The sequence below is a fragment of the Flavobacterium pectinovorum genome (assembly GCF_006438875.1).
Classification (GTDB): domain Bacteria; phylum Bacteroidota; class Bacteroidia; order Flavobacteriales; family Flavobacteriaceae; genus Flavobacterium; species Flavobacterium pectinovorum_A.
The window spans coordinates 1-12,937 of record NZ_RCZH01000024.1 but is presented as its reverse complement, the minus strand read 5'-3'; the positions used below and the strand labels follow the sequence as shown (position 1 = coordinate 12,937).

Here is a 12,937-nt window from a genome sequence, read left to right as displayed (position 1 = left end):
TTGTTTTTTAGAATTTTTTTTTTTAGTTTTTTATTTATCCGCTTCTTTAATCCAGAAGCGGATTTTTTTTTCAAATTTCTTGTTCCGAAATCAATTTACCATTGTCGTACTGCTTGATTTCGGTTAATTTTCCTTTATCCGAATAAAATTTCCATTGTCCAAAATAAAACCAATGTGTTTCAACTGAATCAACTTCAACTCTGGTTTTTCCCTTTGATTGTAATTTTCCGTTTTCATAATAATATTTTACAATGCAAATTCCGTTTTTATATTTTTCTGTTTTATAAATTTTTCCCTGATTGTAGGTTTTCCATTTTTTGACAGGTTTGTCGTGTTTATAATATTCATATGATTTAATATTCATACCATCTTCAGTATAATCGTCAATCCAAACGCCTTCTCTCTTATGATCAATTTTTTGATTAACCAATTTGCTTTTACAGCCCAAAAGCAATATTCCACAAAATAATAATAAAAAAAGTTTTTTCATAAGTACTATCTAGAAGTGATTTACAAACGTAGGATTTTTTCTTTTAGGTTCAAAGGTGCAGAGGTTCAAAGCGACAAAGGTTTTAAACAGGCTCCAGCTTTAGCTGGAGTTCACAATAAATGAGAATGAATTGGCTTTAGCCGAAATTTTTTTAATCTCTTAGAATGTATTTATTCGGCTAAAGCCAATTTCTTTTCCCTAAAATCCCCTAGCTAAAGCTAGGGGCTATTTAATTTCGGTGCTAAAACCTTTGTCGCTTTGAACCTCTGCACCTCTGAACCTTCTTTAAGCGTTAGGGATAGAGGCGGTATCTCCCGATTTAGAAAAACAAGGCATTTTTGCCGTAGTTTTTGTTAATCGGGAATATAGCCGAATCCCGATAGCTATCGGGACGACCCGAAGGGAACGCCCATAAAAAAATCCGTTTACTCTTAAAGAATAAACGGATTTTGAATTTGTATATTTATTAGATTCATCTTTGTCAAAGTTTTAAACTTTGAAAAAGATCTAAACCTTAAATAACTTGTGTCTTAGTGCCTTCGCGGCAAAACCTTACTTACTTAATTCCACAAAATATTTGTAAAACAACGGAATAGTTTCGATTCCTTTAAGGTAATTGAAGATTCCAAAATGTTCGTTTGGCGAGTGAATTGCATCAGAATCCAAACCAAAGCCCATCAAAATGGTTTTGCTTTTTAGTTCTTTTTCGAACAAAGCCACAATTGGGATACTTCCGCCTGAGCGAACCGGAATTGCAGGAACGCCAAAAGTTTCTGTATATGCTTTGTTTGCCGCCTGATATCCAATACTGTCAATTGGCGTAACATAACCTTGCCCTCCGTGATGTGGCGTTACTTTTACGGTAACTCCGGCCGGTGCAATACTTATGAAATGTTTAGTGAAAAGTTCTGTGATTTCATGCCAATCCTGATTAGGAACCAAACGCATTGAGATTTTGGCAAATGCTTTGCTGGCAATAACCGTTTTTGCTCCTTCTCCTTGATATCCGCCCCAAATTCCGTTTACGTCTAATGTTGGACGAATCGAGTTGCGTTCGTTGGTTACATATCCTTTTTCGCCATAAACATCGTTTAGGTCTAAGGCTTTTTTATATTTTTCTAAGCTGAAAGGCGCTTTTGCCATTTCGGCTCTTTCTTCAAGAGATAATTCCTGTACGTTATCGTAGAAACCAGGAATCGTAATATGATTGTCTTCGTCATGCATCGAAGCGATCATTTTTGCCAAAACATTGATTGGGTTCGCCACTGCTCCTCCGTATAAACCGGAGTGCAAATCGCGATTTGGACCAGTAACCTCAACTTCTACATAACTCAAACCACGTAAACCTGTCGTGATCGACGGTTGTTGGTTAGAGATCATTCCGGTATCTGAAATTAGAATTACGTCGTTTTTGAGTTTTTCCTGATTGCGTTCTACAAACCAAGCCAAACTTGCCGAACCTACTTCTTCTTCGCCTTCGATCATGAATTTTACGTTACAAGGCAAAGTATTCGTTTGCACCATAAGCTCCAACGCTTTTACGTGCATGTACATCTGTCCTTTGTCGTCGCAAGCTCCACGAGCGAAAATTGCGCCTTCTGGATGAATTTCGGTTTTTTTAATTACGGGTTCGAATGGTGGCGATGTCCATAATTCGATAGGATCTGGTGGTTGAACATCATAATGTCCGTAAACAAGAACTGTAGGTAAATTTGGGTCGATTATTTTCTCTCCATAAATGATTGGATAGCCCGGAGTGTCGCAAATTTCGACTAAATCGCAGCCTGCTTTTGTTAAACTTTCCTTAACAGCCTCTGCAGTATCGATAACATCTTGCGAATATGCAGTGTCAGCACTTACCGACGGAATTTTTAATAATTCGATCAATTCGTTGATAAACCGATCTTTATGTTGTTGAACGTATGACTTAATATTTTCCATTTAAATTATTTTTATAGAAATTCAAAAATACAAAAAAGAGAATTAATATTTTTTTGCAAAAAATGTTTTGAAATCTAGAAGTTATGTTTATCTTTGCACCCACAATTGAGCGGATATGGTGAAATTGGTAGACATGCCAGACTTAGGATCTGGTGCCGCAAGGCGTGTAGGTTCGAGTCCTATTATCCGCACTGAAAAAGCTTCTGAGAAATCAGAAGCTTTTTTGTTTTATATATTTCTGGATTTTTGAACTAAGAAAAATTAACCAAAAAAAACTTTCTTTAGCGACGAATTCACGAATTTTTATTTGCAAAGATTATCAAAAAATAATTCGTGAATTCATGGCTATACAATTTTTAATAAATTCCTTGGGGCCTTTGCGGTTTAATCTATCCAAAAGCAACTTTTTTTATTGTTTAAAAAATCACTTAATTTGACGCAACTTATTTAAAAATTAGGCATCTAATAAAAAAAGATATTTATGAAAAAATTTATTTGTTTTTTTATTCTGGCTTTAGGAATAATCTCTTGCAGCTCTGAACAGAGCACAAATTCACCTGCAAATTTTGAATTTACCACAGAATATTCCGCTACTATAATGGTTGGCGGCGCTGTTGGCATTACAGAAAAGACTTTTAAAGTTGGAGATACCTACAAAGGAATTGACAAAGGAGAAAAAACAATAAGAATTAGAATTGCCGAACATTCAAAACTAAATGAGAATTGCCCGAATAGTTTTTGCTATCAGGAATTTTTAGACGTTCCGCGCGAGTTGCTAAAATCTACAAAATAGCCCAATATCGTCAATCTTTGTCGAATTTCTTGCGATGGACGGATTAAAATCCATCTCTACAATATGATCCGTTCCTCTGGAACTCTTTATAAAATCCCGAAGGAATGATTTATTTTGTAGCTAGGTCCCGAAGCTTCGGGATCAATCCCTTGAAACGCAACGTAAACCCAATCTTTGTAAAATTCTTTGCGAATGATGGATTAAAATCCATCCCTACAATATGATCCGTTCTTCCGGAACTCTTTATAAACCCAATATTTGCCATTTCTATAATAAAACGCCAAAAGAAACAAATCTTAATCTTTTTTATATTCTAAATAAGGATCTAAAATTTCGGCCAATTCGTTTAGCCAATGTAAACCTTGTTTTAAATTCTCTTTTTGGGAATATTTCGCTTCATCTTCAATTACCTTGCTTAAAGCAATTACGATATTTAATTGTTTTATTGCTTTTGCCAAACTTTCTGGATCTATGTCGTTATTAAAAAAATAAAGCAGCTTTTTTTCTGTTTGTTCCGGAAGGTTATTCTGGCTCATAATTTAAATATAATATTCCCGAAGATCTTAATCAACATCCAAATAAGGATCTAAAGCTTCGGCAAATTTGTTGAGCCAATAAAAATCATCTTCAATGTTTTTTATTTCAGATTCGACCGTTTCACATTCTCTCATTACAGCTAAAGTGAGTACATAATTTACTTTTCGTATTGACTTTGCCAGATCTTGAGGATCCATAACATCAATTAAAAAATCTTTTATTCTGATTTCAATCTCTTTAGAAAAACCTTCTGTAGCCATTGTCTTATTTTTTAGATCCGCCAAATATAATAAATTGTAGGCAAATTTACCTACATGAACAAATTAAATCTTGTGACTTTTGAAATATGAATATTTCAGAAGAAACTTTTATTATAAATCTTGGAATTCACATTCGACAATTACGTGAAAAGAAAGGCTTATCCCAACAAGGTTTAGCTGATGACTGTAATATTACAAAATCTCAAATAGCACGAATAGAAGTTGCTAAAATAAATACTGGCGTAAAAACGCTTGTGAAAATTGCAAATGCTTTAGATATTCAACCTAAAGAATTGCTTGATTTTCCTTTAAAATAAAAAACTTAAATTCAATTTTACCAACCTTCAATGATTAAAACCAAAAAATTTCAACTTACCAAAAAAGAATACTTGTCATTCATTATTAGAATTTTATTAAAAAAGAAATGGTGGCTTTATGCATTTATGCTTATGCTTTCTGTTGCAATTCTTTTTAAGGACAACAACGATTCTTCTGATATTTTTGTAATTATATTTGGTTTTATATATCCACTACTTACATTATTTCAATATTGGAGATTTGCAAATTCAAAAGAAAACGAGATCTTTTTCAGTGAAACACAACATGAAATTTTCACAGATAAAATTATTTCACATTCAGGAGAAACATCTGAGAGTACATATGGTATACAGAATTTTATAAAAGCATCCGAACTAAAGATCTTTATCTTTTATATATTTCAAAAAGTCAATCTTTATTTTTTCCAAAACGAATTTTTGAAACTCGGGAAGATGAAAATTGGTTTAGGAACGAAGTGTTTTTGAAAGTTAAAAACAGATAAATTCTCTATATAATAAAGTGATGCAAAACAGTAGATTAAAAAAATATTATAATCTTGATCTAACACAGAAATTTGCTATTGCAATTCCTGTTTTGTTTCTTTTGAGCTGTTTAACAAAACGTTATATTGAGAGATTTAGATTTTCTCAGGAATTTCGATGGATATATGAATATGGAAGTTTTGGTGCTTTAATTTTGTGTTTATTACTTGTCGTTTTTTCTTTTATCAATTCTATTTCAATAATTGGGGGTTTAAAAATAAAGCTTCTTCCAAAAATTCTATGGTTTCTGTTAAGCTCATCCGTTTTCTTTTTAATTATGGGATTATTAATCACATTAGGGGTTCTATAACACTTGTTATTAGAATAAATTTCGCCTAAAGCCTTTCTTTCAAAACATAAAAAAACCTCCAGTTAAAACTGAAGGCTATTCAAATTATGCACATTTACTTTAATAAGCTAAATCCGCCAAGCTTGTCATTTCGAGCGAAGGGAGAAATCCTCGCGAGAAGCTCGACAAAAATTGGAATCTCGTTGCGGAGTTACTTGCGAGGATTTCTCGTTCCTCGAAATGACAAACTTTGTGGTCACAAAATTTCACAAAAAAACCTTTGTAAAAGTTTTAAACTTTGACAAAGGTCTATCGTACTTAAATGAACTTATATTTCTTAAATGGTTTAAAATTTTAGCTGTTTAATAATTCTAAAATCTTATCGACATTAATTTCGCTGTAATCATTGATATAAAAGCTACAGGGCGGCAAATATTCTTTTGTATGTGTACTCAAAACGCCAACAACTTTCATTCCCGCATTTAATCCCGCTGTAACTCCCGAAAATGAATCTTCGAAAACCACACAATCAGACGGAGAAACTCCAACACGTCTAGCAGATTCCAGATATACTTCGGGATTTGGTTTATGAAACGTTACGTCTTCGCTTGACATCATAGAATCCATTTTGTCAGCGATATTTAAGGCGCTTATAATCAAATCAAGATTGGCGCGCGGAGCCGATGTTGCAACAGCAGTTTTAAAACCTCGAGATTTCAATTCGCCTAAAAACTCCAAATAATGCGGAATCGTATCGACTTTGTCTTTATAAATCTCACGGAACATGGCTTCTTTTTCGTCTTCGAGTTTTATAAGCTCTTCTCCCGCAATTGGGCGCTTGAAGAAATGCGTCATAATATAACTATTATGTTTTCCGTACATATGTTCTTCAAACTCTTCGTTTGTATACGGAACTTGGTATTTATCAAAAAATGCCTCGAAAGCCTTTACATGATGCGGATTTGTGTGAGAAATCACGCCATCCATATCAAAAATAACACATTGCTGCTTCATTATATTTTATTTTTTAACGGTTGCAAGATAAGTTTTTCCGCAGAGTTGCACAGAGGTTTTTCACAGAGAATCGCTAAGTTTTTTGTTTCACGCAGATTTAAAAAGATTTAAGCAGATATGCGCAGATAATATTATAATTAATTAAAAATAAATCTGCTTAAATCTGCAAAATCTGCGTGAAAAAATCTTTTTTAATCTTCTAATTTGTGGCTTAAAAAAACTTTGCGACTTCGCGTCTTTGCGAGATTAAATCAGCCTATCCAAATCTTACTTTTAACCAATGTCATCGTTTGTTTTAAATGCTGATTACACGCAATCAGAATAATTAAAACGACAAGACTATACCCTACGATGGTATAAATTTCCATATCTGCAAGTAAAGTTGATTGTTTTGCAACGGTGCTAAAAACTTTTTTGAGTGCCAATGTATTTGATTCGTCAAGCGAATATCCTTTTGCTGCGAAACTTTGGGCGGTTTTAGCGATTGTTTCCTGAGCTTGCGGATTATCTCCGGTTACGAACTGACTTAACTTCAAGAAGTGTTTTTTATTCAGAAATACCATTGCATTCTGCATGACACAAAATCCAATTGTACTTCCCCAGAAACGTCCAGAAACCCCAACAATACCAGAAGAAACCGCCATTTTTGCCGGAACCGAAGATGTAGTAAACAAAATTAACGGAACAAACAAAAATCCAACGCCAATACCTTGTAAAACATACGGAATTATAATATCTGATAAAGCGACATCAGGAACAAAAAGAAACGTAAACCAAAAGTGAAATAACGCAATTAGCGAAAATCCGATCATGAAAATAATCTTGGTCGAAACAGATTTCATCAGGAAATAAGCAGCTAAAATTAATCCTATTACATTTCCTAATCCGTTAATGTATTGCACACCCGCAACTCGGGATGGATCCCAATTCCAGATTGAAAACATCGCCGAATGACAAAGACTTAGCGTTGCTCTACTAATATAAAAAAGAAAAAATAATAAAAACCCAATTCGGAGATTGGCATATTTAAAGACTTCAAAATTAAAGGTTGGTCTTTTTACCAAAAGTTCTTTAAATATGAATAAACCTCCCGTAATTAACGCAGTCATCAATATTAAAACCATATGAGAAGACTCAAACCAATATTTTTTTTCGGCATAAACAAAAAAGTATGCGCCGCAGAGAATCGCCGTTAGAACCAAAATATAACTTATCCAGTCGATTTGATACAACGGAATTTTCTTTGTGATTCTATGTCCGCGAAAAGTCACCAATATCAAAAAGACATTCAAAACCTGAAGTCCGCCCGAAACATACAGCATGTATTTCCAATCGTAATGATCCAGAAACCAAACGGCAATATTCATGATAAAAGGCGTTGACAATAACAATGATCCGTAATAAAAGGAGAAACCTATTATGATGGCATTTTTAGAATTAAACTGCTCAATCAATAATTGTCTGATCGTAATTACCGGAAGCGCCATTAAAATTCCTTCGGCAACTCTAAGCAATAAAAAGACATAAAAATTGGTAATATATGCCGATGAAATTATCGTAATTCCGATTACGGAATAAACCGCCATCAGATAATTCTTTGCGGGAAAAAAACTCGAAAATCTACTTTCGATCAAAATCGTTGCCAACAAAGTTCCATACGTTACGCACATCGCAAACTGTAAATCTTCGGGCTCAATGTCAAGAAAACTTGCTGCATATGTTACGTTTGAAGTATAAACTCCCAATAAAATCATGGAATGCAAGAGACAGACAAACAAAATAATAATGATTGCCCATTTTGGAACCCAGGATTTAAAAATACTTTTATCTTCCATTTTAATTATGCTCTGCAATAACCGTGATATTCATTCCGGCTCTTAAAAAGTCAGCTTGTTTATTGGTTTCTTTCAATTGAATTCTAACTGGAATTCTTTGTTCAATTTTCACAAAGTTTCCTGTTGCATTATCCGGTGGCAATAACGAAAATCGTGCACCACTTGCAGGAGATAACGAAGTAATAATTCCTGTAAATTCTTTACCGCTCAAAGCATCTGCCTGAATGCGAACTTCCTGTCCAACGGTTAAATATTGTAATTGCGTTTCTTTAAAATTGGCTGTAATCCATTTTTCTTTACTTACTATAGAAAGTAACGATTGTCCTTCTTTGACCATTTGTCCCGGCTGCAAAGTTCTTTTACCAACCCAACCGTCATAAGGCGCCGTAATTATGGTGTATGAAAGAAACAATGCCGCATTGTCTGCCACAGCTTGTTTTGACGCGATATTGGTTTGCGTTGTAGGAACATTTGCCTGCGCCTGAGATGTACTTAAGTTTGAAGACTGAATTCGATCTCGCATTTCCTGAAAATGTGCCTGCGCCGATTCGTAATCTGCTCGCACTTTCTCTAATTGTTGCGATGTTGCCGCTTCGTCTTTCACCAAAGCCTGATAACGTTCGTATTCTAATTTCGTTTTCCAAAGATTGGTTTTTGCCGCCGCCAATTGCGATTCGCCAATTGTAGTTGTACTTGCTGTTGTCGCCACATTTCTCTGGGCAACAACGCTGCTTTGTTCCGCACTTTGAACATCGGCAAGAGCCACATTCAGTTTTGATTTGTATTCTCTATTATCAATAATTACCAAAGTATCTCCTTTGTGCACAAACTGATTTTCATCAAAACGAACTTCCTGAACATATCCTGTAATTCTGGACATAATAGGCGTTACGTATTGTTCTACCTGTGCATCATTAGTTTCTTCGTGATTGCTATTGAACACATAAAACCAAATCCCTAAAATGATTCCGCTTGCAACCAATACGCAAGCAATAATTGTTATTAATACATGAAACGTTCTGTTTCTTCGAGTTTCATTTTTTATCTTAACCATATTATTTTATATTCTTTATTTCTATTTTCTTTACTCTATTTTCTAGATTCCAACATCTTTTCCGCAACATCTTTCTTCTTGCCTCTTTCTTCTAAAACCTCTAAATCTCATTCGGCATAATCCCCGCGGTATGCAACAATTCATAATGTTTAAGAACAGCATCCAATCGGGTAGAAATCTTATTGTATTTCGCCTGTAATAAAGCATTATCCGCATCGACCATTTCGGTTATCAAAACCAATTGATTGAGGTATTTTAGTTTTACGATTCGGTAATTTTCATTGGCTAAATCCAAAGCTTTATCCACAACCACAAATTTTTCAAGGATTTCCTGATATTGCGTATGTTCTTTAAACAGCTTATCCTGAATTTCATCTTTTGTAATTTCAGACTGCATTTTTTGCCATTCGATTTGTGTGGTAGCTTGTTGCACTTTGGTCTTGTTTTTATACAAAGCCGAAATATCAAAATGTGCTTCGATACCAATTTGCCCTAAAGTGTACAAATACGGATTTGGCGGAAAAAATTTATAGTTAGGATAATAAAAACCATAATTCCCAAAGAAGTTTACCGTTGGCAGATAATTTGCTTTAACCAATTTTAATTCCGTTTTTTTGATGTTTAATTCCTGACTTGCGATTCGCATTTCTTCGTTCTGAAAAGCTTTTTCCAAATAAAAATTATAAGGATCCAAATTGTTCATTTTATCAATAGTCGCGATAGTATCAATTGCCACTTCTTCGTTTTCAGGAATCTGAATCAAAGTTTTTAAATCATGTAATGCGATTTTTATATTTTTAGAATTTGTCAGCGAGTTTAATTCACGGTCCGAAAGCTGTAATTCGGCTCTAATAACTTCATTTTTAGTTACCGTTCCGTGTTTTTGAAGTGATTGAACTTCTTTTAATCGGCTTTTTTCTTCTTTGATGTTTTCTTCAAAAATCTTCTGAAGTTCCAACATTTTATAAATCGCCAGATAATTTGCCACGACTTCGAGCTCAATATCATTTTCGGTCTTTTCAGTTTTTATTTTGGCGATTTCATTTTCCTGATTGGCAATTTTGATGGCGTTATTGATTTTATTACCGGCATAAATTGGCATTTTAAAAGTAGAATTCACCTGATAAATCTCCGGAATCGCCTTCGTTACTTCTTTACCATTTAGAAAACCATTTCCTTTGAATTCCGTAATATTGGTAATTCTGGAATATTCGCCGTTTAATTCGATATCCGGCAAACGGAGTTCTTTTCTTTCTTTGATGTTTTGCTCAGAGAGCGCCGTCTCTAATTGAGATCTAAGGATTTTTTTATTGTTTTCTTTAGCCAGTTTCACCGCTTCATTCAAAGAAACCGAATGAATTTCCTGAGCTTGTAACCCATTAAATGTCAATATGATTAAGAATATCAACACGATTTTGAGAAAACAATCTTCTGTAGAATTTGTTATTTTAAGGAACATGAATATATGAATATTTTAATAGTGCAAAGTTCCTGCATTTTTTTGGTGACTGATAATTCTAAAAAGTCAATAACATATTCATTTCGGACAAATGTTAAAATTATATTTTCCGAAAACGTTATATTAAAATACTGGAATGCAGTGCATTAAAAAATACAGCATGATTCAAAGGTTTCACGCAGATTTAAAAGGATTTAAGCAGAGTCTAGCAGATAATTATAAAATAAAATCGGCGCGAATCTGCTTAAATCTGCAAAATCTGCGTGAAATATTTTTTTTCTCTCGCAGATTTAAAAAGATTAAAGCAGATATTGCAGATAATTATAAAAATAAATCGGCGTAAATCTGCTTAAATCTGCCAGATCTTCGTGAAATATTTTTTTTATTAAGCAGTTTCAAAACTATTAAAACAGATCGTGTAGAATTTTAAAAAAAACCTGTCTATATCAGTAAAATCCGTGGGCAATTATATTTTTATTTTTTCACGCAGATTTAAAAAAGATTTAAGCAGATATTGCAGATAATTATAAAAAATAAATTGGCGCGAATCTGCTTAAATCAGCAAAATCTGCGTGAAATATTTTTTTCTCTCGCAGATTTAGCAGATCAAGCACATAAAATACATAAAAAAAAATCTGCCGAATCTGCAAAATCTGCGAGAGAAATAATTTTATCTGCTTTTTAAAATATTCTCACCATTTAGGTAATCAGAAGGTCGTTGTCCGAGGATTTTAAAGAAAGTATTACTGAATGTCGGCACACTACTATAACCTACTTCCTGTGCAACTTCTTTAACGGAAAGTTTTCTGTCAAGCAGAAGTTCGATAGCTTTCAAAATTCTTCTGATGGTATAATATTGAATGAATGACATATTAAGGTCTTTTTGAAACAAGCGATACAAAGAGCGTTCGCTATAACCAAATTGATGTGCCACATCAGAAAACAGAATCGTTTCTCCCAGATTATTTTCAATATGACGCAGGATTTTATTTAATCGCACATCTTTTGGCAAAGGCAATTCTAAAGGTAAATTGGTCAGACATATTTGCGGTAATATTGCTTTGATGGCTTTTGCAATCACATAATTTGGAGAACCTTTCTTTAAATCACCATTCCACTGATTGGTAAAAAGCATCATTTGGAGCAATAAATTATTCACGGGATAAATACCTTCGTTCTGATAAAAAGCATCTTCGCCTTTTTCGACAGGGAAATACAGATTTCGCATCATCACACTTTCAGATTTTGGATGAATACTGTGCACAACCCCATTTGGAATCCAAATAAGATGTCTTGCTGGTAAAAAATAGGTTTTAGTTTCGGTTGTTACAAAAACAACATCGCCTTCGGCATAGAGCAGTTGTGCTTTATCGTGTTTATGAGTTGTAGTAAACAATTCGCCCATCAAATCGTGATGACAATAAATACTTTTTTTATCGGCATCTACTTTTTTGACGTAATACTGCTCAATTTTATTATTGAATTCTTCCATTTAAGTAATAATGATATATAAATATAAGAAGAAATAAATTCCAAAACTGGATTGTAAAAATTTAACCGCAAAGATCGCTAAGATTTAATTTTACTTTATGCATAGAAAAACACAAAGTTCGCAAAGCTAGATCGACACAAAGCTTTGCGAACTTTGTGTGTTTTTTTTATAAAACCATACCTTTAAAAAATCTTAGCGATCTTTGCGGTAAATTCCAAATTGCTTTAAAAACAAAAAAGCCTTTCCGTTAAGAAAGGCTTCTTCCAATATTGCGGTCTGGACGGGACTCGAACCCGCGACCCCATGCGTGACAGGCATGTATTCTAACCAACTGAACTACCAAACCAACTGCGTTATTGTGAGTGCAAAAATACAATAGAAACTGGGTTCTGCAAGGTTTTTTGCGAATAAAATTTGAAATATTTTTAAAAAGCTAAATTCCAATCTTTTAAAAATCCAAATTCCAACTGAATCCATCGCCCTTTGTCAAAGCTTAGAACTTTTACAAAGGTTTTTCGTATAAATATATACATACTCTTTTAAAACATTGCCAATGGTTTCCATCATTGGGTCACAATACATCCATCAAAATCTATCTCCCAAGGTTGAAATCTTGGGTCAAAACATATTGTTGTGGAGAAATATTAAAATATAGATATTTGTATTTTAAAATTACCCCCAATGCAAGATTCTTTTATCGACCTTCTTAAGTTATTATTACCTGAAATAATAGTAGACTACTTTGAACTCACGTCTTATAAAAAAGAAGGTGAAACACTTCATCTTTATCTAAAAGAGATTAATTCAATACCTAAAGAATACAGAGAATCTAAATTAAGTTCAAAAGGATTCTTTGAGGAGATAACGGTTCAGGATTTTCCTATTCGTGGACATCAAGTTTATTTGCATATCA

The 12,937-nt window shown here is 33.6% G+C and carries 12 protein-coding genes, 2 tRNA genes and 1 pseudogene; 5 read left to right on the top strand and 10 right to left on the bottom strand.

All coding sequences use genetic code 11. The features are described from left to right. Positions 1-70: 70 nt before the first annotated feature. Positions 71-490: a hypothetical protein gene (locus tag EAH81_RS24845; protein WP_140511688.1), complete on the bottom strand. Its 420-nt coding sequence runs from the start codon at positions 488-490 to the stop codon at positions 71-73. Between the two features lie 552 nt (positions 491-1,042). Further along, positions 1,043-2,431, bottom strand: a complete 1,389-nt coding sequence (locus EAH81_RS24840) for a dipeptidase (protein WP_140511687.1) — start codon at positions 2,429-2,431, stop codon at positions 1,043-1,045. Positions 2,432-2,540: 109 nt separating this feature from the next. Between EAH81_RS24840 and EAH81_RS24835 the strand changes: the two genes are divergently transcribed. Together EAH81_RS24835 and EAH81_RS24830 are read left to right on the top strand one after the other, a co-directional pair. Further along, positions 2,541-2,622, top strand: a tRNA-Leu gene (locus tag EAH81_RS24835). 290 nt (positions 2,623-2,912) lie between these two features. After that, a complete protein-coding gene (locus EAH81_RS24830) occupies positions 2,913-3,224 on the top strand; it encodes a hypothetical protein (RefSeq protein ID WP_140511686.1) in 312 nt (103 codons plus the stop codon). A gap of 296 nt (positions 3,225-3,520) precedes the next feature. On the opposite strand, the gene EAH81_RS24825 is transcribed toward EAH81_RS24830, so the two are convergent. Continuing rightward, positions 3,521-3,760 (bottom strand): hypothetical protein, encoded by a 240-nt coding sequence (locus EAH81_RS24825; RefSeq protein ID WP_140511685.1) that lies wholly within the window; start codon positions 3,758-3,760, stop codon positions 3,521-3,523. A gap of 27 nt (positions 3,761-3,787) precedes the next feature. After that, positions 3,788-4,021, bottom strand: a complete 234-nt coding sequence (locus tag EAH81_RS24820) for a hypothetical protein (protein ID WP_140511684.1) — start codon at positions 4,019-4,021, stop codon at positions 3,788-3,790. Positions 4,022-4,107: 86 nt separating this feature from the next. Between EAH81_RS24820 and EAH81_RS24815 the strand changes: the two genes are divergently transcribed. Continuing rightward, positions 4,108-4,338: a helix-turn-helix domain-containing protein gene (locus tag EAH81_RS24815; protein ID WP_140511683.1), complete on the top strand. Its 231-nt coding sequence runs from the start codon at positions 4,108-4,110 to the stop codon at positions 4,336-4,338. A gap of 341 nt (positions 4,339-4,679) precedes the next feature. Continuing rightward, entirely contained in the window at positions 4,680-4,841 is a 162-nt protein-coding gene (locus EAH81_RS28180) for a YcxB family protein (RefSeq protein WP_140511741.1), read from the top strand. Positions 4,842-5,524: 683 nt separating this feature from the next. Here the strand turns inward: EAH81_RS28180 and EAH81_RS24805 are convergent. From EAH81_RS24805 to EAH81_RS24780, 6 genes are all read right to left on the bottom strand, one after another. Beyond that, on the bottom strand, positions 5,525-6,184 hold the full coding sequence (locus tag EAH81_RS24805) for an HAD family hydrolase (RefSeq protein WP_140511682.1): 660 nt from the start codon (positions 6,182-6,184) through the stop codon (positions 5,525-5,527). Positions 6,185-6,435: 251 nt separating this feature from the next. Beyond that, complete coding sequence (locus tag EAH81_RS24800) at positions 6,436-8,019, bottom strand: MFS transporter (RefSeq protein WP_140511681.1); 1,584 nt, start codon at positions 8,017-8,019, stop codon at positions 6,436-6,438. Position 8,020: 1 nt separating this feature from the next. Continuing rightward, positions 8,021-9,073, bottom strand: coding sequence for an HlyD family secretion protein (locus EAH81_RS24795; RefSeq protein ID WP_140511680.1), 1,053 nt, complete (start codon positions 9,071-9,073; stop codon positions 8,021-8,023). Positions 9,074-9,173: 100 nt separating this feature from the next. Beyond that, complete coding sequence (locus EAH81_RS24790; RefSeq protein ID WP_140511679.1) at positions 9,174-10,532, bottom strand: TolC family protein; 1,359 nt, start codon at positions 10,530-10,532, stop codon at positions 9,174-9,176. A gap of 670 nt (positions 10,533-11,202) precedes the next feature. After that, positions 11,203-12,024 (bottom strand): helix-turn-helix transcriptional regulator, encoded by an 822-nt coding sequence (locus EAH81_RS24785; protein ID WP_140511678.1) that lies wholly within the window; start codon positions 12,022-12,024, stop codon positions 11,203-11,205. 272 nt (positions 12,025-12,296) lie between these two features. Continuing rightward, positions 12,297-12,370: transfer RNA gene (locus tag EAH81_RS24780), tRNA-Asp, on the bottom strand. Between the two features lie 335 nt (positions 12,371-12,705). On the opposite strand from EAH81_RS24780, the pseudogene EAH81_RS24775 reads away from it, so the two are divergent. Next, positions 12,706-12,937 (top strand): annotated as a pseudogene (locus tag EAH81_RS24775) (DDE transposase); the annotation flags it as partial.